This is a genomic window from Herminiimonas sp. (assembly GCF_030655415.1).
In genome coordinates this window covers 70,466-94,130 of sequence record NZ_JAURVN010000011.1, presented here as the reverse complement: position 1 = coordinate 94,130, position 23,665 = coordinate 70,466, and the positions used below count along the sequence as shown (strand labels likewise).

Annotated in this window: 23 protein-coding genes; 22 read left to right on the top strand and 1 reads right to left on the bottom strand. The window is 51.8% G+C overall.

Annotated elements, in window-relative coordinates:
• The 19 genes from Q7T66_RS08895 (at window position 1) to Q7T66_RS08805 (ending at window position 17,771) form a co-directional block, all read left to right on the top strand.
• Window positions 1–432 (top strand): HIT family protein, encoded by a 432-nt coding sequence (locus tag Q7T66_RS08895; RefSeq protein WP_304932981.1) that lies wholly within the window; start codon window positions 1–3, stop codon window positions 430–432.
• Between the two features lie 76 nt (window positions 433–508).
• Complete coding sequence (locus tag Q7T66_RS08890) at window positions 509–946, top strand: DUF971 domain-containing protein (RefSeq protein WP_304932980.1); 438 nt, start codon at window positions 509–511, stop codon at window positions 944–946.
• A gap of 93 nt (window positions 947–1,039) precedes the next feature.
• The gene (gene ubiE / locus Q7T66_RS08885; protein WP_304932979.1) at window positions 1,040–1,774 is read left to right on the top strand and encodes a bifunctional demethylmenaquinone methyltransferase/2-methoxy-6-polyprenyl-1,4-benzoquinol methylase UbiE; all 735 of its coding nucleotides are present in this window, start codon (window positions 1,040–1,042) and stop codon (window positions 1,772–1,774) included.
• Between the two features lie 8 nt (window positions 1,775–1,782).
• Window positions 1,783–2,742, top strand: a complete 960-nt coding sequence (locus Q7T66_RS08880; RefSeq protein WP_304932978.1) for a Tim44 domain-containing protein — start codon at window positions 1,783–1,785, stop codon at window positions 2,740–2,742.
• A 129-nt stretch (window positions 2,743–2,871) separates the two neighbouring features.
• Window positions 2,872–3,462, top strand: coding sequence for an SCP2 domain-containing protein (locus tag Q7T66_RS08875; RefSeq protein ID WP_304932977.1), 591 nt, complete (start codon window positions 2,872–2,874; stop codon window positions 3,460–3,462).
• Entirely contained in the window at window positions 3,459–5,021 is a 1,563-nt protein-coding gene (gene ubiB, locus Q7T66_RS08870; protein ID WP_304932976.1) for a ubiquinone biosynthesis regulatory protein kinase UbiB, read from the top strand. The genes Q7T66_RS08875 and ubiB overlap by 4 nt, the downstream gene beginning before the upstream one ends.
• A gap of 10 nt (window positions 5,022–5,031) precedes the next feature.
• Entirely contained in the window at window positions 5,032–5,661 is a 630-nt protein-coding gene (locus Q7T66_RS08865; protein ID WP_304932975.1) for a Pr6Pr family membrane protein, read from the top strand.
• 174 nt (window positions 5,662–5,835) lie between these two features.
• Window positions 5,836–6,201, top strand: a complete 366-nt coding sequence (locus Q7T66_RS08860) for a hypothetical protein (protein ID WP_304932974.1) — start codon at window positions 5,836–5,838, stop codon at window positions 6,199–6,201.
• Window positions 6,202–6,319: 118 nt separating this feature from the next.
• The gene (locus Q7T66_RS08855) at window positions 6,320–7,420 is read left to right on the top strand and encodes an ABC transporter ATP-binding protein (protein WP_304932973.1); all 1,101 of its coding nucleotides are present in this window, start codon (window positions 6,320–6,322) and stop codon (window positions 7,418–7,420) included.
• Window positions 7,413–8,336, top strand: a complete 924-nt coding sequence (locus Q7T66_RS08850) for an ABC transporter permease (RefSeq protein WP_304932972.1) — start codon at window positions 7,413–7,415, stop codon at window positions 8,334–8,336. The genes Q7T66_RS08855 and Q7T66_RS08850 overlap by 8 nt, the downstream gene beginning before the upstream one ends.
• On the top strand, window positions 8,329–9,114 hold the full coding sequence (locus tag Q7T66_RS08845) for an ABC transporter permease (protein WP_304932971.1): 786 nt from the start codon (window positions 8,329–8,331) through the stop codon (window positions 9,112–9,114). The genes Q7T66_RS08850 and Q7T66_RS08845 overlap by 8 nt, the downstream gene beginning before the upstream one ends.
• A 21-nt stretch (window positions 9,115–9,135) precedes the next feature.
• Window positions 9,136–10,209 (top strand): PotD/PotF family extracellular solute-binding protein, encoded by a 1,074-nt coding sequence (locus tag Q7T66_RS08840; RefSeq protein WP_304932970.1) that lies wholly within the window; start codon window positions 9,136–9,138, stop codon window positions 10,207–10,209.
• A gap of 204 nt (window positions 10,210–10,413) precedes the next feature.
• Window positions 10,414–10,749, top strand: a complete 336-nt coding sequence (locus Q7T66_RS08835; protein ID WP_304932969.1) for an FmdB family zinc ribbon protein — start codon at window positions 10,414–10,416, stop codon at window positions 10,747–10,749.
• Window positions 10,750–10,797: 48 nt separating this feature from the next.
• Window positions 10,798–11,439: a DUF502 domain-containing protein gene (locus Q7T66_RS08830; protein ID WP_304932968.1), complete on the top strand. Its 642-nt coding sequence runs from the start codon at window positions 10,798–10,800 to the stop codon at window positions 11,437–11,439.
• Window positions 11,440–11,558: 119 nt separating this feature from the next.
• The gene (gene aspS, locus Q7T66_RS08825; protein WP_304932967.1) at window positions 11,559–13,367 is read left to right on the top strand and encodes an aspartate--tRNA ligase; all 1,809 of its coding nucleotides are present in this window, start codon (window positions 11,559–11,561) and stop codon (window positions 13,365–13,367) included.
• Window positions 13,368–13,474: 107 nt separating this feature from the next.
• Entirely contained in the window at window positions 13,475–13,981 is a 507-nt protein-coding gene (nudB, locus tag Q7T66_RS08820) for a dihydroneopterin triphosphate diphosphatase (protein WP_304932966.1), read from the top strand.
• A gap of 86 nt (window positions 13,982–14,067) precedes the next feature.
• On the top strand, window positions 14,068–14,862 hold the full coding sequence (locus tag Q7T66_RS08815; protein WP_304932965.1) for an endonuclease/exonuclease/phosphatase family protein: 795 nt from the start codon (window positions 14,068–14,070) through the stop codon (window positions 14,860–14,862).
• 130 nt (window positions 14,863–14,992) lie between these two features.
• Window positions 14,993–16,159: a cardiolipin synthase ClsB gene (clsB, locus tag Q7T66_RS08810; RefSeq protein WP_304933022.1), complete on the top strand. Its 1,167-nt coding sequence runs from the start codon at window positions 14,993–14,995 to the stop codon at window positions 16,157–16,159.
• 235 nt (window positions 16,160–16,394) lie between these two features.
• On the top strand, window positions 16,395–17,771 hold the full coding sequence (locus Q7T66_RS08805; protein WP_304933021.1) for an MFS transporter: 1,377 nt from the start codon (window positions 16,395–16,397) through the stop codon (window positions 17,769–17,771).
• Here Q7T66_RS08805 and Q7T66_RS08800 read toward each other — a convergent pair.
• Window positions 17,758–18,615 (bottom strand): HDOD domain-containing protein, encoded by an 858-nt coding sequence (locus tag Q7T66_RS08800; RefSeq protein ID WP_304932964.1) that lies wholly within the window; start codon window positions 18,613–18,615, stop codon window positions 17,758–17,760. The genes Q7T66_RS08805 and Q7T66_RS08800 overlap by 14 nt on opposite strands.
• 250 nt (window positions 18,616–18,865) lie before the next feature.
• Between Q7T66_RS08800 and Q7T66_RS08795 the strand changes: the two genes are divergently transcribed.
• The 3 genes from Q7T66_RS08795 to Q7T66_RS08785 all read left to right on the top strand — a co-directional run bounded on the left by Q7T66_RS08795 (window position 18,866) and on the right by Q7T66_RS08785 (window position 23,615).
• A complete protein-coding gene (locus Q7T66_RS08795) occupies window positions 18,866–19,246 on the top strand; it encodes an RNA-binding S4 domain-containing protein (RefSeq protein WP_304932963.1) in 381 nt (126 codons plus the stop codon).
• Between the two features lie 60 nt (window positions 19,247–19,306).
• Window positions 19,307–21,097, top strand: coding sequence for an acyl-CoA dehydrogenase C-terminal domain-containing protein (locus Q7T66_RS08790; protein WP_304932962.1), 1,791 nt, complete (start codon window positions 19,307–19,309; stop codon window positions 21,095–21,097).
• Between the two features lie 106 nt (window positions 21,098–21,203).
• A complete protein-coding gene (locus tag Q7T66_RS08785; RefSeq protein ID WP_304932961.1) occupies window positions 21,204–23,615 on the top strand; it encodes a 3-hydroxyacyl-CoA dehydrogenase/enoyl-CoA hydratase family protein in 2,412 nt (803 codons plus the stop codon).
• The last annotated feature ends 50 nt before the right edge of the window (window positions 23,616–23,665 follow it).

Here is a 23,665-nt window from a genome sequence, read left to right as displayed (position 1 = left end):
ATGACGGCAGCTTGCGAGTTGTGCGAAGAATCCGGTGGAGAAATTCTTTTCCGCAATGAGCAGTTACGGGTCGTGTTGATCGCAGATGCAAATTATTCGGGCTTCTGTCGCGTAATCTGGAATGCACACGTCAAGGAAATGACCGATCTGGCCATCGAAGATCGTTCGACCTTGATGCGCGCAGTGTGTCAGGTTGAAGCTGCGCTGCGCGAAATTATGCAGCCGGAAAAAATCAATCTGGCTTGCCTCGGCAATATGGTGCCGCATCTGCACTGGCTTCTGATTCCACGTTTTACCGATGATGCACATTTCCCAAATCCGATCTGGGCAGCAGCGGTAAGAGAAACTGCCGATGATGTGTTGTCGCAACGGCGTGCATTGTTGCCGGCTTTGCGCGAGGCCGTAACACGCCACGCATCTTGCGTAGGCTGACCACCAATTTCAGTGACAGATATCCATTGCAGATGCAAACCTAGTTTGCTTTGCACAATTAGAACGAGAGACGATCATGACTGGTTCCAAACAAACACTCCCAACGCCACAGCCAACCGGTTTGACCGTACGCAAGCAATCGCGCGTACTGGAAATCGAATTTGACGATGGTAAAAGTTTTTCATTGCCGTTTGAATTGCTGCGCGTCTGGTCGCCATCTGCAGAAGTGCGCGGCCACGGCCCAGGGCAAGAAACCCTGCAAACCGGCCAACGCAATGTAGAAATCACTGCAGTCGAACCAGTCGGCAATTACGCGATCAAACCTGTGTTCTCTGATGGTCACGACACAGGCATTTTTTCGTGGGAATATTTGCATCACTTGGGCACTGATAAAGATGCTTTGTGGGAAGATTATTTGCGCCGCCTGGAAGCCGCTGGCTTCACGCGCGAAACTGGTCGCGATGTGGCGATGAGCGCGGCCGTAGTTAGCGGCAGCGGTTGCGGCAGTCACTGATTTGACAACTTTTTGCCCGGCCAAAAAATAAATTTCACGCATATTTCACATTTTCTTAACGCATGTATAATCTAGTTAATTGAGCTGCCAGACATGACAAATTCAACACATTTCGGTTATCAAACCGTCGCTGAAGAAGAGAAGGTTCACAAGGTCGCTGAAGTGTTTCATTCAGTGGCAGCAAAGTACGACGTGATGAACGATGTCATGTCAGCCGGGCTGCACCGCTTGTGGAAGACGTTCACGATTGCGCAGGCTGGCATACGTCCTGGCTTCAAGGTGTTGGATATTGCAGGCGGCACTGGTGATTTGGCCAAGGCATTCGCCAAAAAAGCCGGTCCAACTGGTGAAGTCTGGTTGACGGATATTAATGAGTCGATGTTGCGCGTCGGGCGCGACCGGCTGTTGAATAATGGCTTGATCACCCCAACATCCTTGTGTGATGCGGAGAAATTGCCATTTCCCAATAACTATTTTGATCGTGTGAGCGTGGCTTTTGGCCTGCGCAACATGACGCATAAAGATGCAGCGCTGGCAGAAATGCGGCGTGTTTTGAAACCCGGCGGCAAGTTGCTGGTGCTGGAGTTTTCTAAGGTCTGGGAACCTTTGAAAAAACCATATGACGTTTATTCGTTTTCAGTGTTGCCGTGGTTGGGTCAACGCATTGCAGGTGACGCCGATAGTTATCGCTATCTGGCCGAATCGATACGCATGCACCCCGATCAAGAAACACTGAAAAAAATGATGCAGGATGCAGGACTCGAAAGAGTTGAGTATTTCAATTTGACGGCCGGTGTAGCTGCATTGCACACCGGAATAAAACTTTAGGAGACGGCATGAAGAAATTATTATTGGTAGCGGCAGTTTTGGTCAGCTCGATGACTTTCATCGCGACCGAAGTGCAAGCTAAACGTATGGGCGGCGGCGGTTCGATGGGTAAACAATCCCAAAGCTTCCAGCGCGCAGCACCAGCACAATCTTCGCCAACCAACACTGCGAAACCTGCAGCTGCACCAGCCGCGGCTCGCGCGACCGGTGCTGCAGCCGCGGCAAAACCAAGCATGATGCGTAACATCCTCGGTGGCGCATTGCTGGGTCTTGGCTTGGGCGCATTGTTGTCGCACTTCGGTTTGGGTGGCGCAATGGCCAGCATGATCAGCACCATGTTAATGATCGCCTTGTTCGCATTCGCAGCGATGTTCATCTATCGCATGATCAAAAACAGAAGCGCTGGCAATCAAGCTGGTAACCAATCCGGTCTGCAACCTTCTTTCCCGAATAACTTCTCGGAAAAAAGCAGCACACCTGAAATCGGTTCGCGTCTCGACCAATCCTACGGTCAACCTTCGGCTCTGCAATCAGCAGCACCTTTGGCATCCGGTTCGGCGTTTGGTACACCGCATGAAGCGGTTAATGATGCAGATTTGCCGCCAGATTTCGACGTGCAATCGTTTATCCGCAACGCAAAAACGTATTTCATCCGCTTGCAAGCGGCGTGGGACAAAGCTGATGTCAACGACATCCGTGAGTTCACCACACCAGAAATGTTTGGCGAATTGAAAGCGCAATTGCTGGAACGCGGCGCATCGGAAAATCATACCGACGTGATTTCGCTGGAAGGCGTGTTCTACGGTGTTGAAACCGTAGGTGACGATTACATTGCCAGCATCAAGTTCACCGGCCTGATCAATGAAGGTGCCGGCGCGCCGACAGAACCATTCAGCGAAGCGTGGAATTTGTCGAAGCCAGTCAATGGCAACGGCGGTTGGGTACTGGCTGGTATTCAACAACTGTAATCAGAAATTTGCTCTTATGTAGATAGTTAGCCCGCCTTACGGCAAACTGCTAAACTTGAAGCCGCCCGTGAATAGTCACTGGCGGCTTTGTTTTTTTGCGTCACCATTTTTCGCATCACCATTTTTTCTATGACTTCTTTTTCTCCCGCAAACATTTTCCCTGCTGCCATCAATCACCTGCTTGCGCAGGAAGGGTGGGCACGCGCCAAACTGATTCCGCATGCAGGCAAGGTCGCGGTGCTCGACGGTGGCGTTCTGACGGCGCGTTTAAAGGTCACTGCCGACGGGATGCTGGAGTCAGCCACAGCCGGTGAGCTGGCGACAGTTACTATCCGCGTCGCCTTATCCGACCTGCCGGTCATCATGCAAAATCGTGAGCGCGCATTCTCGTATGTGAAGATAGAAGGCGATGCCGATTTTGCGAATACGATTTCGCAATTGAGTAATGGTTTGCGTTGGGAAGCAGAAGACGACCTGAGCAAGTTTGTCGGCGATATTGCGGCGAATCGTATCGTTGGCGGTGCGCGTTCTGCATTTGATACAGCCAAATCGCTGCAGCTATCTGTTAGCGAAAACGTGGCCGAATATTTTCTGGAAGAAAAGCCGATGTTGATTCGTCCGCAAGCAGTAACCGAATTTACCGCCGATGTGACCAGATTGCGCGATGACGTTGCGCGCCTGGCCAAGCGTATAGAAAAGCTGAAGGGCAGCAATAAATGATATTGAAATTCCTCCGTGTTTTTAAAATACTGCGCGTCGCTATCCGCTACGGCCTGGATGACATTGCGATGTCCGGCTTGTCGATTCCACGCACGACAAAATTACTGAATCAACTTTTATTCTGGCGTGATCTGTCCGAGCCACGCGGCGTGCGTTTGCGACGTGCGCTGGAAGATCTCGGTCCTATCTTTGTTAAATTCGGCCAAGTCTTGTCGACGCGTCGCGATTTGATGCCTATGGATATCGCTGATGAACTGGCGCGCCTGCAAGATCGCGTGCCGCCGTTTTCATCCGAGCTGGCGATTGCACAAATCATCAAATCATTAGGTGCGCATCCAGATGTATTGTTTGCAGAGTTTGAAATCGAACCAGTCGCTTCCGCTTCAATTGCACAAGTCCATTTCGCACGCCTGAAAAACGGTAAAGACGTCGCCGTCAAAGTGCTGCGTCCCGGCATCAAGAAATCCATAGATGATGACGTCGCGCTGATGCACATCGTGGCCAGCATGGTAGAAAAACTATGGGCCGATGGCAAACGGCTGAAGCCGAAAGAAGTCGTCGCCGAGTTTGATAAATATCTGCACGATGAGCTGGACTTGATGCGCGAAGCTGCGAACGGCAGCCAGTTGCGCCGCAATTTTGCCAAATCCAATTTGTTGGTCGTGCCGGAAATGTATTGGGACTATTGCTCGACGTCCGTCATCGTGATGGAGCGCATGATCGGTATTCCGATTTCGCAAACCGATCGATTGATCGCCGCCGGCATCGACCTGAAAAAACTCTCGCGCGATGGTGTGGAAATTTTCTTCACGCAGGTTTTCCGCGATGGTTTCTTCCATGCCGATATGCATCCTGGGAATATTCAGGTATCGATCGCCGCAGATACTTTCGGTCGCTACATTGCACTCGACTTCGGGATCGTTGGAACGCTGAATGATTTCGACAAAGATTATTTGTCGCAAAACTTCCTCGCCTTCTTCCGCCGCGATTACAAACGCGTCGCCGAAGCGCATATCGAATCTGGCTGGGCACCGAAAGAAACCCGTGTCGATGAACTGGAATCGGCAGTACGCGCATGCTGCGAACCGATCTTCGACAGACCACTGAGTGAAATTTCATTCGGCCAGGTTTTGCTGCGTCTATTTCAAACCTCGCGCCGCTTCAATGTAGAAGTACAACCCCAATTAGTACTGCTGCAAAAGACCTTGTTGAATGTAGAGGGCTTGGGACGTCAGCTCGATCCAGAACTGGATCTATGGAAGACTGCAAAACCGTATTTGGAAAATTGGATGAACGAACAAGTCGGCTGGCGCGGCTTCCTCGAGAATCTGAAAGCAGAAGCACCGCGCTACAGCAAATTGCTACCGCAATTGCCACGCCTCGCACATCAAGCGTTGACGCAAGCGTCGGAGCCACGCAATGACAATACCGAGTTGATGCGGCGCTTGCTGGAAGAGCAGAAGCGTACGAATCTGCTGCTGGGAATTGCGATTTACTTTGGTGGTGGGTTGGTCGGTGGCGGTTTGTTGACGTTGGTGTTTTTTACTTTTGGCGGTTAAGTAGGGAAGTATGATTCGCAACTTCAGACCAAGCGTTCTTAAAACCATACGCGCAGGTCTAGCGGTAGCGGCCCTCACTGCCATAGTTCAACAACTGATATTGCACGTCGCCGCGTCCTACAGTGTGCTGAATTTCTTCAGCTACTTCACCAATCTCTCCAACCTTATCGCCGCCTCAGTCTTGCTGCTCTGCGTATTCAAGCGGGACAGAGGCGCTATGGACTTGACCAGGTACATATCAGTCGTCAACATGGCCGTAGTTGGTCTTGTTTTCGCCGTGCTGCTTCGCAACGTTGATCTTGGCGCCTTGCTTCCCTGGGTTAATTTCGTCCTGCACTACGTCATGCCCGTGGCGATTGTACTGGACTGGTTAGTCCATCCCCCAGCCGTTAAGCTGCATACAAAGACCCTCCTTTTTGCGTGCGTTTTTCCTGCCATTTATCTCGTATATGTCGTCGTGCGTGGAGCAATGATTGGCTGGTATCCCTATCCATTTCTCAATCCAGCGAACGTTGGCGGCTACGGCGGGGTCGCGATGTATTCCTTGGGTATCACCGTCACATTTCTTCTGGCTGCTTGGGTTTTGCTCGAGGTTGGCAATCGCCTTGCAAGCGCTAGATCACAATATGCAGCGCGCTAGCTTGGGGTAAGGTTTGTCAGTCCAGCAATTAAGAAGGTTGAAGGATATTGAATAGAAAATTTTGTCGATTCAAGAGTGTCATTTTTAGATATCAGGCCCGCTATTTGCTAGAATTTCTTTAGTAATTTGATTCCCGGGTAGTTTAAGTAGCGCCAAGACAAAGCAGCGATGTCTATGAATAACACCGACAGCAATAACGTATTGCCCTTCAAACGTGCAGCGAAACCAGCTTCTGCAAGCGCCGCTTACGAGCTGAGAGAGTTGTTGGTTACTTACGATCACTTGATCGCGCTCTTAAGAGAAACCTACGACGAAGGGCTGGATAATCTGGCCGATGGTGTTGTGGGTTCTGTCGTGCGCTGCAGGGAGGCGCTGGCGAATGAGATAGATGAGCCTGGCTGCCAGAAATTGGTGACTGAAATGAGGGCGGGTTTGCACGAATTCCCTCGGATATTACGTTCGCTTTTGCCCGGTCTGGGCCCTCGTCTTGGCGAGAGCATGGAGCGCAAGTTGGGAATCCAGTTTTCCAAGTACGAATAGCATGAAAATGGCGCTCCATTTTGGAGCGCCATTTTTTTAGAAATCAGCGTTGCTATTTGCTACAATTGCCCCGGTTTTTTTCATTCCCCGTAACCCTTGCAGCCCGGCCCAGGACAAGATGGCGCTCCTCGAAATTCGCAATCTCACTCGCCGTTTTGGCGATAACACTGTAGTCGACAACATCAGTCTTTCGATTGAGGCTGGCGAGTTCTTTACTCTGCTCGGTCCGTCGGGCTGTGGCAAGACGACGCTGCTGCGCATGATCGCCGGCTTCGACGAGCCAGACGAAGGTCAAATCCTGCTGGATGGCGTAGACCTGACCGGCGTGCCGCCGGAGCAGCGCGCGGTGCGCACTGTGTTTCAGAATTACGCCTTGTTCCCGCACATGACGGTGGCAGGCAATATCGCGTTTCCGCTGGAAATGGCGAATACGCCGAAATCCGAAATCAAACAAAAAGTCGATGAAGCCCTGGAAGACGTGCGCCTCACAGGTTTCGCTGCGCGCTATCCACATGAATTGTCCGGCGGTCAGCGACAACGTGTATCGATTGCGCGTGCACTGGTAACGCGCCCTAAATTGCTACTTTTGGATGAGCCGCTGTCGGCACTCGATGCGCAATTGCGCGAACAGATGCAGATCGAGTTGATCAATTTGCAGAAGGAAGTCGGCATTACTTTTGTCTACGTGACGCATGACCAGGCTGAAGCGCTGGCGCTGTCGCATCGCATCGCCGTGATGAATAAAGGGCAGGTCGAGCAACTGGATGAACCTACGCGTATTTACAGTTATCCACGTAGTCGTTTCGTCGCGGACTTTATCGGCACCTGCAATTTGTTCGACGGCACCGTGACGCACATCGACGGCAATATGATGTTGCTGGATGTGCCTGGTATGGGCGCGGTGAAAGCATTGACGGTTGCTGGTGTACAGGTTGGCAGCAAAGGCACGATTGCTTTGCGTCCGGAAAAAATTCAGGTCAGTGCCGAGATCGTGCGCGGTGTGCCGGATGAAAATCACTTCGACGGCTACGTCAAAGAATTGCTCTACATGGGCGGCGTCACCGTGTATATCGTCGAGACCGAAGGCGGTGTGCGTATTGAAACCATGCTGGCTAATTCCGCAATTGGCAGACCGCGTTTCTTTGAAGTCGGCGACACCGTTGACGTCGCGTGGCGCGTCGATGCAGGTCACTTCCTGGCTGAAACTGTTCATGTCTAAAGCAGGTGCAAAATCAGTGAGCAACTCCAGCAGCGGCAAGCAATCCTTGGCGCGCTGGTTGATCAGTGGTCCGCCGCTGCTGTATCTGATTTTCTTCTTCGCAGTGCCGACACTGATCATGGCGTTTGCGGCATTTCGTTATCCAGGTGATTACGGCGGACTCGCGCCTTTGTTTGACGAGAGCGGCGCGCTTGATTTGACGCTGGAAAGCTTCACGCCATTTTTTTCCGATTTCGTTTACACCGCGATTTTTCTGAAATCATTTTTGTTCGCGGTGATTACGACGCTGATTTGCTTGTTGATGGCATATCCGCTGGCGTTGCTGATTGCGCGCAGCCCGCAGAAGTGGCGCAGCTTGCTGGTGCTGTTGGTGATCCTGCCGTTCTGGAGCAATTTCCTGATTCGTATTTATGCGTGGATCATTATTCTTGGTCCGCAATCGGCGTTGACGCGTGGGGTGAATGCGGTGCTCGGCGCGTTCGGTTTTGAACCTGTGACTTTGCTCTACAGCGCTTTTGCGGTGATCGTCGGCCTTGTGTATGTGCATCTGCCGTTCATGGTGTTGCCGCTGTATGCCAATCTGGAAAAGCACGATCCGGCCTTGCTCGATGCGGCGCAGGATTTGGGCGCGAATGCATGGCAACGTTTTTGGCGCGTGACGTTTCCGTTGTCTCTGCCAGGTGTGTATGCAGGCGCGGCTTTAGTCTTCATTCCGGCGCTGGGAATTTTTGCAGTATCGGATTTGCTGGGCGGTACTGGCGGCATCATGATCGGCAACGTCATCAAGCAGCAATTCCTCGATTCGCGCGACTGGCCTTTCGGCAGTGTGCTTTCCATCATGTTGACGGTCGCTGCATTGGCGGCGGCCGGTTTAGCGGCCTTGCTGGCAAGACCGCGCAGGAGGGCGAATGGCTAAGAAAATAGTGAAGCGCCAATCGACATTGCTGATCCTGACAGCAGTGCTGGTCTATGTATTTTTGTATTTGCCGCTGGTGATCGTGGTTGTGTATTCATTCAACGATTCGCGTCTGAATGCGGAGTGGGTGGGCTTTACGCTGGACTGGTATCGCAAGCTGTTCGCCAATGAAGAGATGCTGCGCGCAGCGGGTAATTCGCTGATCATTGCGCTGGTGTCGAGCGCGGTATCCACGGTGCTGGGAACCATGGCCGGCTTTGCGTTGCATCGCTATAAAATCCGCGCATTGCAGATACTGGTGCTGACGCCGATCGCGATTCCGGAAATTCTGGTTGGCGTGTCGCTACTGATTTTCTTCGTGATGCTGAATCTGACTTTGGGCATGTTGTCGGTGACGCTGGCGCATATCGCTTTCAGCATGGGCTTCGTCGCGATTGTGGTACGTTCGCGTTTGAGCGGGATGGATGAAAGCCTGACCGAGGCAGCGCGCGATTGCGGTGCGACGCCGTGGCAGGCATTCAAGCGCGTGACTTTACCGCTGATCATGCCGGGCGTGGCGGCGGGGGCGCTGATGGCGTTCACGCTGTCGATCGATGATTTCGTGATCACCTTCTTTACCGCTGGGGCGAATACTTCGACCTTGCCATTGCAGATTTATTCGATGATCAAGATTGCGGTTACGCCGGAAGTGAACGCTGTTTCTACGCTGTTGATGGCATTGACTTTGCTTCTGATTGTTGTCGCTTCAAAACTGTCACCTAACGCATTTCGTTCCTGATTCTTTTTCTCTGGACTCGCCATGAAAAAATTATTCGCACTTGCTTCGCTGATGTTGCTTGCTGTTTCTACCGCCACTTCCGCGCAGGCGCAAAACAAGCTGCATCTGTATAACTGGAACAATTATCTTGCGGCAGAAACCGTGCAGCGCTTTGAAGCCGCATGCAAATGCCAGCTGGTGCAAAGCTATTACGGCGATAACGAAGAGATGCTGGCCAAGCTGGCTGCTGGTGCGAAAGGTTACGACTTGATCGTGCCGACCGGAAACGCCTTGCAATCGCTGATCAAGCAAAACGCTTTGCAGCCTATCGACAAGAGCAAGTTGAGCAACTTCAAGAACCTGAATCCGCAATATCTGAATACCGATTTCGACAAAGGCAATCAGTACTCAGTGCCGTACGCGTACACGATCACCTTGCTTGGTTATAACGAGCAAAAAATGAAAGAGCTGGGCGTGCCGGTTGACAGCTGGGCCGCGATTTTCGATCCGGCGATTTTGGCCAAGATCAAAGGCAAGGTGACTGTTCTCGATTCAGCCAACGAGTTGATGGCGGCGGCTTTGAAATACCTCGGTTACTCGGTCAACGACACGGATGAAAAACATTGGGCGGAAGCCAAAAATGTCATCCTGAAAGCCAAGCCTTACTGGGCTGCTTTCAACGGTACAAGCTATATCAAAGGTTTGACGGTAGGCGATATCTGGTTGGTGCACGGTTATTCAAGCGATATTTTCCAGGCTGATATCGACGCACAAAAAGCCGGTCGCAAATTCCGCATTCGTCATGCTTTGCCTAAAGAAGGCGCGGCGATGTCGCTGGATAGTCTGGTGATTCCAAAAGATGCGCCGCGTGCGGATCTGGCGCATCAGTTCATCAATCTGGTGCTGGATGGTAAAAATTCGGCCGAGCTGACCAATATGATAGGTACCGGTAATCCAAACAGCGCTGCGCTGGCTTACATCAAGCCTGAGATTTCCAAGAACCCGGCGATCTTCCCGGATGCTGCCAATGCGGCGAAACTGGAAATGCTGAAAGACTTGAACAGCAAGCAGCGTCGTGCTTTGAATCGTATCTGGACCGAAATTCGCGCCAAATAATGGCGCTCCATTTCTTGCGAAGAGGATAATTTTGATGTCATCTTCGCAAGGAATAACCCATATGCAGCTGGCGGCGAACTTGCCACTGCAATTAATCTAGCTTTTTTCGCCTGCTGGGAATGTAGTGTCGCCCAAATCCCCAGTAAATCGGGTCTGAAAACCTTTATAATTCAGGGTTTTGTAAGATTTTCGCGGGAATTTGTCATGCCAATTTATGCGTACCGTTGTGAAGCCTGTGGTTTTGCCAAAGATGCGTTGCAAAAAATATCTGATCCAGTCCTGACCGAGTGCCCACAGTGCGGCAAGTCCACGTTCAAGAAACAATTGACGGCGGCAGGCTTTCAACTCAAAGGTACCGGTTGGTATGTCACCGATTTTCGCGGTGGTCAGGGCGGCACGACAGCGCCTGCAGTGGCGACGACTGGCGGTGATGCGCCGGCAGCCAAATCCGATGCGGCAAGCACATCGACCGCAGCTCCTGCTGCAACTGCACCGGCAGCAACGCCTGCGGCTTCTTCAACCAACAAATCTGATTCTTGACGAATGTATCGCGCCGGAACAATCCGGCCGATTTTAACGGTAACCACCATGCGTAAATATTTCATTACCGGTTTGCTGATTCTTGTTCCTCTCGCGATTACCTTGTGGGTGTTGAACCTGATCGTCGGCACCATGGATAAATCCTTGCTGCTGCTGCCTATGAGCTGGCGGCCGGAAGCCTTGTTCGGCTTCGCCATTCCTGGCCTGGGCACCATTCTGACGCTGTTGATTATTTTCCTGACGGGTCTGGCGACACGCAACTTCATTGGTAATCGTGTGGTCGCGTTGTGGGAAGCAGTGTTGAAACGCATCCCGGTATTCAATACGATTTATTCCAGCGTCAAACAAGTGTCGGATACCTTGTTTTCGTCATCGGGTAATGCATTCCGCAAGGCGCTGTTGGTGCAATATCCGCGTCAAGGTTCGTGGACCATCGCATTCATGACCGGTGTGCCGGGCGGCGATGTGCGCAATCATTTGGTCGGCGATTATGTCAGCGTGTATGTGCCGACAACGCCGAATCCGACTTCGGGTTTCTTCCTGATGGTGCCGCGTGCAGATACGATAGAACTCGACATGAACGTGGATGAAGCATTGAAGTACATTGTTTCCATGGGCGTGGTTACTCCCGAATTTTTTGACAAGACACAGATTATTGATCCGAGTAAATCGTCATCGGACCTTGTGTAATCGAACTATGTACTTGCAGCATTTGTAGCTGCAAAAATTAAATCGAATCACGTAATAATTAAGTAGCGATCGCCGTTTTTGGCGATAGCAAACAAAGAACCTGAAACTGGAATTTGAATATGTCTATGCGAACTCACTACTGCGGCCTTACTTCTGAAGCGCTGCTCGATCAAACCGTCAGCCTGTGCGGCTGGGTTCATCGTCGGCGCGATCATGGCGGCGTCATCTTCATCGATCTGCGCGATCGTGAAGGCCTGGTGCAAATCGTTTGCGATCCAGATCGCGTTGATGTATTCAAAGCTGCTGAATCGGTACGTAACGAATTCTGTCTGCGTATCACCGGCGTCGTGCGTAACCGTCCTGACGGCACCACCAACAGCAATCTGACTTCCGGCAAGATCGAAGTGCTGGCGCATGAACTGGAAGTGTTGAATCCTTCCGTCACGCCACCGTTCCAGCTGGATGATGACAACCTGTCGGAAACCACACGCCTGACACATCGCGTACTGGATCTGCGTCGTCCGCAAATGCAAAACAATCTGCGCCTGCGTTACAAGGTCACGATGGAAGTGCGCAAGTTCCTCGATGCGCAAGGCTTTATCGATATCGAAACACCGATGCTGACCAAGTCAACGCCAGAAGGCGCGCGCGATTATCTGGTGCCATCGCGTGTCAACGCAGGTCACTTCTTCGCGCTGCCGCAATCGCCGCAATTGTTCAAACAATTGCTGATGGTTGCCAACTTCGATCGCTATTACCAAATCGTTAAATGCTTCCGCGACGAAGATTTGCGCGCTGATCGTCAGCCTGAATTTACGCAGATAGATTGCGAAACTTCGTTCATGAATGAACAGGAAATTCGCGATTTGTTCGAAGGCATGATTCGTCTGGTATTTAAAAACTGCCTGAACGTTGATCTGCCAAATCCATTCCCTGTAATGGATTACGCCACCGCGATGGGTACGTATGGTTCGGACAAGCCTGATATGCGCGTCAAACTGGAATTCACAGATTTGACCAGCATCATGAAAGACGTCGAGTTCAAGGTATTCTCCGGTGCGGCAAATATGGACGGCGGCCGTGTAGTTGGCTTGCGTGTTCCAGGCGGCGGCGCAATGCCACGTTCCGAGATCGATGCGTACACGCAGTTCGTCGCGATCTACGGCGCCAAAGGTCTGGCTTACATCAAGATCAACGAAAAAGCCAAAGGCCGTGAAGGTCTGCAATCGCCTATCGTTAAAAATATTCACGATGAAGCATTGGCAAAAATCATCGAAGCAACTGGCGCACAAGATGGCGATCTGATTTTCTTCGGCGCTGATAAAGCGAAAGTTGTGAACGATGCGATCGGCGCTTTGCGCGTCAAAGTTGGTCACAGTGATTTCGGCAAAAAGAACGGTTTGTTCGACGACGAATGGCGTCCATTGTGGGTTGTTGATTTCCCTATGTTCGAATTCGACGAAGACAACCAACGCTGGTCGGCCACCCATCACCCATTCACCGCGCCTAAAGATGGACATGAAGACTTGATGGAAACCGATCCAGGTAAATGCCTGTCCAAAGCTTACGATATGGTCTTGAACGGTTGGGAACTGGGCGGCGGTTCAGTCCGTATCCATCGTGCCGATGTACAAAGCAAAGTATTCCGCGCATTGAAAATCGGTGCTGAAGAAGCGCAATTGAAGTTCGGTTTCTTGCTGGATGCATTGCAATACGGGGCTCCACCACACGGTGGTCTGGCCTTCGGTCTGGATCGTATCGTCACCATGATGACCGGTGCAGAATCGATCCGCGACGTGATCGCCTTCCCGAAAACGCAACGTGCGCAATGTCTGTTGACACAAGCACCGTCGGAAGTCGACGAGAAGCAATTGCGCGAATTGCATATTCGTTTGCGCAATGTAGAACCACCCGCAGTAAAAGGCTAAGTCCATAGACTTATTGCTTTTTACGGCATAATAAAAAGGCGCGGAATTCCGCGCCTTTTTTTCGCTCTGATGCTGTAGTAGTTTGTACTTTGAAAGACACAATTGGTATGAGCCGGCCTTACAAAATTCCTGAATCGGTTTTGGTGGTGATCCATACCGCCAAACTGGAAGTGCTGTTGATCGAACGCGCCGACAGGCCGGGTTTTTGGCAATCGGTGACGGGTTCCAAAGACAGCGTGGATGAGCTTTTTCTGGAAACTGCGGTGCGTGAAGTCGCAGAAGAAACCGGCATTGCCGTGCGGAATTTGCCTTCAGAGCAAGAGCTGGCATCCTTGTCTGGCCATGTTTCGCTGGAAAATCTAAAGGATTGGCAACTTTCCAATGTCTATGACATCTATCCTGTATGGCAACATCGTTATGGACCGGACGTGACCCGCAATACCGAGCACGTATTCGGTTTGCTGGTGCCACGCGACATTCCGGTTGTGTTGGCACCACGTGAGCATTTGAACTTCATGTGGCTGCCTTACCGCGAAGCTGCTGATAAATGTTTTTCTGCATCGAATGCCGAGGCAATTTTAATGTTGCCCAAGTATGTTGATGCGAGGGGATAAGGTTCTATAAAGAACACTTGCAATTGATACCCTGGAACAGATTTACTCGATCATCGATACAATTTAATTAGCCAGGTACAGACTGCATGAAACTACGTATTACAACTTACAACATTCACAAGGGCGTGTCTTCGTTTGGTGCCCGTCCGCGGATACACGCTTTAAAACAAGCCATCACTTCGATGCAATCCGACGTTCTTTTCTTGCAAGAAGTGCAGGGACGTCACGATTTGCATGCGCTCAAACACGCCACCGATTGGCCGGAATTATCGCAGCAGGATTTTCTTGCCGGCGATTCGCATCAGTGCGCGTATGGCATGAACGCGATCTATGATCATGGCCATCACGGCAACGCCTTGCTGAGTTGCTTTCCGATCCTGTCCTCGCGTAATCAAAATATTTCTGATCACAAGTATGAGTCGCGCGGCATTCTGCACTGTGTAGTGCAGGCGCCAGAAGCAGAAGTGCATTGCTTCGTGATTCATCTCGGTTTGTTTGCGGGCAGTAGAAAACGTCAGACGGATTCCCTGATCGAAGCGGTGTCCAATTCTGCGCCTGCTGATGCGCCATTAATCATCGCCGGCGATTTCAACGATTGGGGTAATCATTTAAGCGAAGAGTTGCGCGCCAAGTTAGGCGTGACCGAAGTGTTTGATGAAAATCTTTCGCGTCGCGGTTTCGGCTCGTACCTGCGCCAACTGAGTGGACGCGGCACCAAGATTCAACCAGCGCGGACTTTTCCGGCGGCGATGCCTTTCCTGCAGTTGGACAGAATTTATGTGCGTGGATTCAAAGTGGAATCTGCCGAAGTCTTGCATGGCGCGATGTGGGCCAAGCTGTCCGATCACGCACCTATCGTGGCGAATTTAGTCCTGAAATAATTGAAGCTGAAATAAGATGACCTGAACGGTCATCACTAAAAAGTGGGCATGTGCTTGAGATGCACATGTCCCAAAAAATCGGCATAGGTAATTCCGCATCCTTAATCATTCATTGCAAGGTAAATCCCCTATGCGCTCGGTCAGCTTTATCGGTCAAAACGATATCCAGCTCTTGCATTGCGGTGCGGAATATTTCCCTGCAATGGTGGAGGCGTTCGACGCTGCGCAAACGGAAATTTATCTAGAGACGTATATTTTCGCAGCGGATAAATCCGCAAACGAAATCAAGGCAGCGCTGATCCGCGCAGCGCAACGCGGCGTCAAGGTTGCTGTCACCGTTGATTGGATAGGCACAGGCAACCTGGCATCGCGCACATTGCAAAGCGAGTTCGAGGCTGGCGGTGTGGAATATCGCAGTTTCAATCCGTGGTTCTTGCGTGGCATCGCGCGCATGCATAGAAAACTCTGTGTGGTTGATCGCACGGTCGCTTTTCTTGGTGGCGTGAATATCGTCGACGATATGCACGACGATGACGATCCGAGCATCATGTTGCCGGCTCCGCGTTGGGATTTTGGCGTGCGTATCGTCGGCCCGCTGGTCGCCACTATTCATTGGGAAATGGCCGTCAACTGGGCGCGTCTCGGCAACATCAGTTTGCGCACGCGCTGGGCGACATTCAGAGAGCAGCGTTCACGCAAGTCTACCGATGCGCGCGAACCTATCGTTGCCGGTTTGGTGGTGCGTGATAATTTACGTAATCGCCGCACGATACAAAATGCTTACTTAAAAGCGTTGGGTGGCGCGCGCGAGTCGGCATTGCTGGCGAATCCGTATTTCGCTCCTGGACGCAAGTTGCGTAAAAGCTTGTGCTCAGCAGCCTTGCGCGGTGTTGATGTGACCTTGTTACTCGGTGTAGGCCAATATCGTTTTCAAGATGTGATTGCGCGTTCGTTTTATCCGAAGCTGTTGAAATGCGGCGTCAAGATAGTCGAGTACAGAAAAACCCAATTGCATGGCAAGGTCGCCGTCGTCGATGATCGTTGGGCCACTGTTGGTTCGAGTAATTACGATGGCTTCAGTTTGTTTGTAAATCAGGAAGCGAATGTGGTCGTGATCGACACTGATTTTTCCGAACAGTTGCGCGCGCATATCGAGCGCGGCGTGGCCGAAGGTGTCCCAGTCGAGCTGGCCGAATTCGACAAAATACCTTGGTACAAAAAAGCGTTTTATCGCTTCGCTTATTTGATCTACAAAAATGTGCTGCGCTTGATCACTTGGGGCAAGTCGGCTGAATAACGGAATCATGTATGCATGAGTGAAGGACATCAAGCTTTTGCATGAATGGTTTTGTATAGCTTGCTTTGTCAGCAAATGACTGCTCGAAAATGATGCTCGATCACGCGCCGTAAAAATTCCCACTACACTAGTCAACTATTCAACTATTCATGACGCCCGCGAGCTGGCGTCATGTCATTTCCACGTCTGATTAGCAAGTGCGGAGAAAATTCTGAAGCCACAGCCTGTTAAGCATATTGAAGATAGTGAACAGGACGGTTTGCCGCTGGAGCAACGCCGCTGGGCGCTTGTTGCTGTCTCGATAGGCGTGGCGATGTCTTCACTGGACACCGCAATCGCCAATACCGCCTTGCCGGCAATGGCGAGTCAGTTGCATGCGACGGCGGCTGATTCGGTTTGGATCGTCAATGCCTACCAACTGGCGATGGTTGCAACCTTGCTGCCGTTTGCCGCTCTGGGCGAAATACTCGGTTATCGCCGCGTCAGTATCTTTGGATTATTTTTGTTCACGCTGGCGTCGCTAGCCTGCGCTTGCGCGTGGAACTTGCCCACGCTGATCATTGCGCGTTTGTTTCAGGGCGTGGGTGCGAGTGCGATCATGGGCGTCAACACGGCGATGCTGCGCGCGATCTATCCGTCGCGCATTCTCGGGCGTGGCCTCGGCACCAACGCCATGGTGGTGGCAGTGGCGTTCACCGCAGGCCCAAGTGTGGCATCGCTGATTCTGTCTGCCTGGTCATGGCCATGGTTGTTTGCCATCAATGTGCCGCTCGGTGTGATCGCTTTGCTGTTGGCCCGCAAGGCTTTGCCAGTGACCCCGCAGGCCACACACACGTTCGACGTGCTGACCGTAATCTATAACGTCGGTGCCTTCGGCATGCTGATTCTGACGATAGGCGATGCGGCACATTTGGTAGGGTGGAAAAGACTGATTATCGAAGCGACGATCACTGTTGCGTTCTTCGTCCTGCTGGTGCGTCGGCAGGGCGGGCATCAGGCGCCGATGTTGCCGGTGGATTTATTTCGCCGGCCGCTGTTTGCGCTTTCTTCACTGACCGCCGTGTGTACGTTTGCCGCTCAAAGTCTGGCCTTCGTTTCGCTGCCGTTTTACTTCCAGTCTGTGCTCGGTCGTTCAGCCGTGGAAACAGGTTTTTTGATTACGCCATGGGCAGTGCTGGTAGCCGTCATGGCGCCGATTGCAGGCCGCCTGAGCGATCATTATTCGCCCGGTCTGTTGGGTGGCATCGGATTGGCGGTACTCTCGGGCGGGCTGGTTTCATTGATCCTGATGCCGGTGGAACCATCGACATTTGCGATCTGCTGGCGCATGGCAGTGTGTGGCATAGGCTTCGGTTTTTTTCAGGCGCCGAATCTGAAGGCCATCATGCACAGCGTACCGCCGGAACGTAGCGGTGGCGCCAGCGGCATCATCGCGACGTCTCGTTTGATCGGACAGGCATCGGGTGGCGCGCTGGTGGCGTTTTGTTTTACGATTTCGATTAATAACGGCGAGTTGTACGCATTGATGCTGGGCGCTGGTTTTGCCGTTGCCGGTAGCATTGCGAGCTTTTCACGTTTGTTTGTGACGCCGCTGCCGTTTAGAAAACCCTGAATCGGCTAATCAGCGTTTCGCATAAATTGTCGACTTCTCTATGCGAGATGCGCAAAGCCTTGGAGGCATGCAAGCCTGCTGCGACCCATTCCAGCGAGCCGGTCTGGCCGCGATATTCCTGAATTGCTTTTTCGACGACGTAGTTGAGCGCGATCAAGGTACGTACTACCGGCGAGTACGCTTTGTCGAACAACACCTGATGCGAGTGATGCACGCGTATCGCTGCAACGACCTCGGGCTCAAGCGACCAATGTTCCGCGAGTAAGGCACCGACGACCGCGTGATTCACACCATGTTTGTCGTTTTCTACTTGCAGAAAATCGCTGGCAGCGGTGAGGTTGGCTTCCTTCAATGTTTCCAGATAGGTCGGAAACGCATTTTTCAAAAGCGGAATACCCGCATCGCAAAACAAGCCAAAACTGTAGGCAATATCGGATGAAAGAATGCGCGATCTTTTCGCCAGCATGCTGATGCCGATCGCACGCTTTTCCGAACCGTCCCAGAACCTTGCCATCATCTTGTTGCCGAAATTGAGCGACTTGCGCAGGATCAGGCCGGACATGACTGCATTGCACTGATTCAGTCCGAGCAGGACGATCGCGTCTTCTATCGTTGTAATGCGCCGTCCCGCATTGAAGTAGGCGGAATTGGCGATTTGCAACAAGGTACCTGTCATCGCAACGTCGCGCCGTATCAAGTCAGCAAATCGTTTGGTATTCGGATTGTCTTTCCGGATCTCACGTTGCAATGCCATCAGCAGCGCAGGCCTAGGCGGGATATTGTCCAGTGAGAAGTCCGGGGTCACCAAGTGCGGTGGCGCAAGACCGGGTGGAGGCGTTGCCAAACGTAGTCCCTTGATTTTATTGACTTAAGGCAATATTTCGTTGTGTTATTTATACTTTCTTGTGTGAAAGGAAAATAACATCTTTTTAACAAATTAAGGGAGTTTGGCTATTTCTTTTAGGCCATATTTTCAAAAGTTCACAATCAGGTTTTGCACCTATGCTTCCTCGTCCGCATAAATTGCTTAAAAACGAGATCTTTTGCTGCCATCGCTACAATGGTGTTTCGTAATCAAGTGATAATTTATAAATATGGCAACAGAAAACGTACGTATCGATAAGTGGTTGTGGGCTGCGCGCTTTTTTAAAACCAGAACGCTGGCAGCCGATGCTGTCGATAACGGTAAAGTGAAACTTGATCGCGATCGCATCAAGCCGGCACGCAACGTCAAGATCGGTGAGGTTTTACACATCGATAACGGCGCGACCGAATGGGAAGTGACTGTGATGGCTTTGTCTGATGTGCGCGGCTCGGCAGAAATGGCGCAGAAGCTTTACACAGAAACAGAGCAAAGCATCGTCAAGCGACAGCAGGATGCGGAGAAAAGAAAGTTCTTCAAGGAGCCGGGGCTGACGCTCAAGGGAAGGCCGACAAAACGTGATCGACGTTTGCTCGACAAGACGAATCAGTAATTGATTTCAGGTGATAGTATTCAATAGCATTCAAACCAAAACAGCTGCCAGGAGACATTCATGGGTCAATACGTTGCGCCTCTGCGCGATATGCAATTTGTACTGCACGAACTGCTGCACGTTGCAGATGAATTGAAGCAATTACCTAAGCATGTCGATATCGACGCCGACATCATCAATCAGGTACTGGAAGAAGGCGGCAAGTTCACTTCAGAAGTACTGTTCCCACTCAATCATTCAGGCGATCGCGAAGGCTGCAAGCTGGACACGACGACGCATGAAGTTACTCCACCAAAAGGATTCAAGGCTGCGTATGAACAATACGTTGCGGCTGGCTGGCCATCGCTGACCTGCGATCCGGAATACGGCGGCCAGGGTTTGCCGATGGTGGTGCAAAACTCTTTTTACGAAATGTTGAACGCGTCGAATCAGGCGTGGACCATGTATCCGGGTTTATCGCATGGCGCGTATGAATGCCTGCATGAACACGGCACGGATGAGCAGAAAGCGCTGTATCTGCCGAAGCTGGTTTCCGGCGAATGGACAGGCACCATGTGTCTGACCGAAGCACATTGCGGGACCGATCTAGGCTTGCTGCGTTCGAAGGCTGAACCGCAAGGCGATGGCTCCTACAAAATCACCGGCAGCAAGATTTTCATCTCGGCTGGTGAGCACGACATGGCGCAAAACATTTTGCATCTGGTGCTCGCGCGTTTGCCGGATGCGCCTGCAGGCACTAAAGGTATTTCACTGTTCATCGTACCGAAATTTTTGCCGAACGCAGATGGCAGTATCGGCGCGCGCAATCCGATTTTCTGCGGTGCGCTGGAAGAGAAGATGGGCATTCATGGCAACGCCACCTGCCAGATGAATATCGATGGCGCGATAGGCTGGATGATAGGTGAGCCGAACAAAGGTTTGAATGCGATGTTCGTGATGATGAATGCTGCGCGCCTCGGTGTTGGCATGCAGTCGCTGGGTTTGACCGAAGTCGCGTATCAAAACGCCTTGATCTACGCGAAGGACCGTTTGCAAATGCGCAGCCTGACCGGCCCGAAAGAAGCGAGCAAACCGGCTGACCCTATCATCGTGCATCCCGATGTTCGTCGCATGTTGTTAACGGCCAAAGCCTATGCCGAAGGTGGTCGCGCATTCAGTTCGTATGTCGCGCTGCAGATCGACAAAGAACTCAATCATCCGGATGAAGCGATACGCGCGGAAGCGGTCGATGAAGTCGCTTTACTGACACCGATCATCAAGGCCTTCCTTACGGACAATGGCTGGATCTCGACTTCGGAAGCGATGCAGGTGTACGGCGGTCACGGCTTCATTTCCGAATGGGGCATGGAGCAATACGTACGCGACTCGCGCATCAACATGATTTATGAAGGCACCAACACGATCCAGTCGCTGGATTTGCTGGGCCGCAAAATCCTGATGGATAACGGCGCCAAGTTGCGCAAGTTCGGCGAAAAAATCCGCGTCTTCATCGAAGAGAATGGCACCGATGAAGCGATGTCGGAATTTATTACTCCGCTGGCTGACCTTGCAGAAAAAGTGCAAAAGCTGACCATGGAAATCGGCATGAAGGCCTTCCAGAATCCGGATGAAGTCGGTGCCGCTGCGGTGCCATATCTGCGCGTGGTGGGTCATCTGATCTACGCCTACTTCTTTGCGCAAATGGCAAAGATCGCATTGGCGAAACAGGATGGCGGCGACACCTTCTACAAATCCAAACTGGGAACCGCGCGTTTCTACTTCGGCCGTCTGCTGCCGGAAACCGCGATGCTGATTCGTCAGGCGCGTTCCGGCTCTGCCAATCTGATGGCACTGGATGCCGATCTGTTTTAAAACTAGACCCAACATTATTGCGATTGAAACGGTGCGCCATTGACTATGTATTAGTTAATACGTTGATGGCACACCATTCATCAAAAGTTTATCGAGAGGTTGAAGCATGTCAAATTTCATCGTTAAAAAAGTAGCGGTGCTTGGCGCCGGCGTGATGGGTGCGCAAATTGCCGCGCACTGCGTGAATGCCAAAGTGCCGGTCATCTTGTTCGATCTGCCCTCCAAGGATGAGACGAAAAGTGTGGTCAAGAATGGCGTCGTATTACGCGCCATCGAGAATCTGAAAAAACTCAATCCCGCGCCGCTTGCCAATCCCGATTACGCAGCGTTGATCGAAGTCGCGAACTACGAAGATCATCTTGAATTGTTGCAGGATTGCGATCTGATCATCGAGGCGATTGCCGAGCGCATGGATTGGAAGCACGATCTGTATAAAAAGGTGGCACCGCATATCGGTCCGAATACTATCTTTGCGTCGAATACCTCCGGCTTGTCGATCACGGCTTTGTCGGAAGGATTCGATGCTGATTTGAAGTCGCGTTTCTGCGGCGTGCATTTCTTCAATCCGCCGCGTTATATGCATCTGGTGGAATTGATTCCGACTGCTGCGACCAAGCCAGAAATTCTCGATCAGCTCGAAGGTTTTCTTACATCGACTTTAGGCAAAGGCGTAGTTCGTGCATTCGATACGCCAAACTTCATCGCCAATCGCGTCGGCATCTTCGGCATGCTGGCAACGATGCATGAAGCTGAAAAATTCGGACTGACAGTTGATGTCGTGGATGACCTAACTGGCAGCAAACTCGGTCGTGCCAAATCCGGCACTTTCCGTACCGCTGATGTGGTCGGGTTGGACACGATGGCGCACGTCATCACGACGATGCAAAACACCTTGCAGGATGATCCTTTCTTCCCTGTATATCAGACGCCGGAAATTTTGACCAAGCTGATAGGTGGCGGCGCACTGGGTGCAAAAGCGGGCGCCGGGTTTTACAAGAAAGTCGGCAAGGACATTCTCCGAATTGATCCGGCAAAAGCAGATTACGTCGCCGGTGGCGGCAAGGCAGATGATCTGGTCGCGCGCATCCTGAAAGAAAAAGATCCTTCTAAGCGCATGAAGGCTTTGCACGATTCGACCAACCCGCAAGCGCAATTCCTATGGGCTATTTATCGCGACATGTTCCATTACATTGCCGTGCATCTGGAATCAGTCGCTGACAACGCACGCGATATCGATTTCGCTTTGCGCTGGGGCTTCGGCTGGACTAGCGGCCCGTTTGAAACATGGCAAGCCGCAGGCTGGGAACAGATCGCAACGTGGGTCAAGGAAGATATAGACGCCGGTAAAGCGCTCAGCAATGCGCCGTTGTCAGCTTGGGTTTTCGAAGGTCAAGTTGCGAAGAATGCAGGCGTGCATGCACCAGATGGTTCATGGTCGCCTGCGCAGAAAAAGAATGTGCCGCGTTCCGACCTGGCTGTGTATCAACGCCAGGCATTCCGCGCGAGTATCTTCGGTGAGCAGGCTGCGAATGGTAGTGCAGCCGGCACTACGGTATTCGAAGATGAGTCGGTGCGCATCTGGCATCAGGACGATGAAGTACTGATCTTGTCGTTCAAAACCAAGATGCATGTGATCGGTGCCGGCGTGACCGCAGGTATCGCGAAGGCTATCGACGAAGCAGAAAAGAATTACAAAGGTCTGGTGATCTGGCATGCGGATGCGGCCGAAGGTGGCGCGTTCTCGGCCGGTGCTGATTTGCAATCGATGCTGCCGCTGTTTATGTCTGGCGGCGTCAAGGCGATCGAGCCGGAAGTCGTCAAGTTGCAGCAAGCGCATCAGGCTTTAAAATATGCGAACGTGCCGGTTGTCGCAGCAGTTGCAGGTTTGGCACTGGGCGGTGGTTGTGAATTGTTGTTACATGCAGCCAAGCGCGTCGCGTCTATCGAATCGTATATCGGTCTGGTGGAAGTTGGCGTCGGTTTGATTCCAGCCGGTGGCGGTTTGAAAGAAGCTGCAGTGCGTGCTGCGAACGAAGCCAAGGGCAACGACATCCTGCAATTCCTCAAACACTATTACATGAGCGCAGCTACGGCGGCCGTTTCCAAATCTGCACTCGAAGCGCAGACCATGGGTTATCTGAAGAGCGATGATGTGATCGTCTTCAATCCGTATGAGTTGCTGCATATCGCCAAGGTGCAGGCACGTGCAATGTTCGACGCCGGCTATCGCGCACCGCGTAAAACGTTGGTGCCCGTCACCGGAAAATATGGTTTGGCGACTATCGGTGCGCAGCTCGTCAATATGCGCGATGGCGGTTTCATCTCTGCGCATGATTACAAGCTGGGCATGATGATCGCCGAGATTGTCAGTGGTGGTGATATCGAGCAAGGTTCGCTGGTCGATGAGCAATGGTTGCTCGATCGTGAGCGCAAAGCGTTCATGGAATTGCTGAACAATCCAAAAACCCAAGAGCGCATCATGGGCATGATGCAAACCGGTAAGCCCGTTAGAAATTGAAGTGGGGTAAAGCTACTGCGCAAACCAATCTCACTGCTGTGAATGCTCGC

Excerpts from the sequence above, each read along its gene's own strand:
- Q7T66_RS08895 (WP_304932981.1), top strand. The coding sequence starts at position 1 with ATGACGGCAGCTTGCGAGTTGTGCGAAGAATCCGGTGGAGAAATTCTT.
- Q7T66_RS08890 (WP_304932980.1), top strand. The coding sequence starts at position 509 with ATGACTGGTTCCAAACAAACACTCCCAACGCCACAGCCAACCGGTTTG.
- ubiE (WP_304932979.1), top strand. The coding sequence starts at position 1,040 with ATGACAAATTCAACACATTTCGGTTATCAAACCGTCGCTGAAGAAGAG.
- Q7T66_RS08880 (WP_304932978.1), top strand. The coding sequence starts at position 1,783 with ATGAAGAAATTATTATTGGTAGCGGCAGTTTTGGTCAGCTCGATGACT.
- Q7T66_RS08875 (WP_304932977.1), top strand. The coding sequence starts at position 2,872 with ATGACTTCTTTTTCTCCCGCAAACATTTTCCCTGCTGCCATCAATCAC.
- ubiB (WP_304932976.1), top strand. The coding sequence starts at position 3,459 with ATGATATTGAAATTCCTCCGTGTTTTTAAAATACTGCGCGTCGCTATC.
- Q7T66_RS08865 (WP_304932975.1), top strand. The coding sequence starts at position 5,032 with ATGATTCGCAACTTCAGACCAAGCGTTCTTAAAACCATACGCGCAGGT.
- Q7T66_RS08860 (WP_304932974.1), top strand. The coding sequence starts at position 5,836 with ATGAATAACACCGACAGCAATAACGTATTGCCCTTCAAACGTGCAGCG.
- Q7T66_RS08855 (WP_304932973.1), top strand. The coding sequence starts at position 6,320 with ATGGCGCTCCTCGAAATTCGCAATCTCACTCGCCGTTTTGGCGATAAC.
- Q7T66_RS08850 (WP_304932972.1), top strand. The coding sequence starts at position 7,413 with ATGTCTAAAGCAGGTGCAAAATCAGTGAGCAACTCCAGCAGCGGCAAG.
- Q7T66_RS08845 (WP_304932971.1), top strand. The coding sequence starts at position 8,329 with ATGGCTAAGAAAATAGTGAAGCGCCAATCGACATTGCTGATCCTGACA.
- Q7T66_RS08840 (WP_304932970.1), top strand. The coding sequence starts at position 9,136 with ATGAAAAAATTATTCGCACTTGCTTCGCTGATGTTGCTTGCTGTTTCT.
- Q7T66_RS08835 (WP_304932969.1), top strand. The coding sequence starts at position 10,414 with ATGCCAATTTATGCGTACCGTTGTGAAGCCTGTGGTTTTGCCAAAGAT.
- Q7T66_RS08830 (WP_304932968.1), top strand. The coding sequence starts at position 10,798 with ATGCGTAAATATTTCATTACCGGTTTGCTGATTCTTGTTCCTCTCGCG.
- aspS (WP_304932967.1), top strand. The coding sequence starts at position 11,559 with ATGTCTATGCGAACTCACTACTGCGGCCTTACTTCTGAAGCGCTGCTC.
- nudB (WP_304932966.1), top strand. The coding sequence starts at position 13,475 with ATGAGCCGGCCTTACAAAATTCCTGAATCGGTTTTGGTGGTGATCCAT.
- Q7T66_RS08815 (WP_304932965.1), top strand. The coding sequence starts at position 14,068 with ATGAAACTACGTATTACAACTTACAACATTCACAAGGGCGTGTCTTCG.
- clsB (WP_304933022.1), top strand. The coding sequence starts at position 14,993 with ATGCGCTCGGTCAGCTTTATCGGTCAAAACGATATCCAGCTCTTGCAT.
- Q7T66_RS08795 (WP_304932963.1), top strand. The coding sequence starts at position 18,866 with ATGGCAACAGAAAACGTACGTATCGATAAGTGGTTGTGGGCTGCGCGC.
- Q7T66_RS08790 (WP_304932962.1), top strand. The coding sequence starts at position 19,307 with ATGGGTCAATACGTTGCGCCTCTGCGCGATATGCAATTTGTACTGCAC.
- Q7T66_RS08785 (WP_304932961.1), top strand. The coding sequence starts at position 21,204 with ATGTCAAATTTCATCGTTAAAAAAGTAGCGGTGCTTGGCGCCGGCGTG.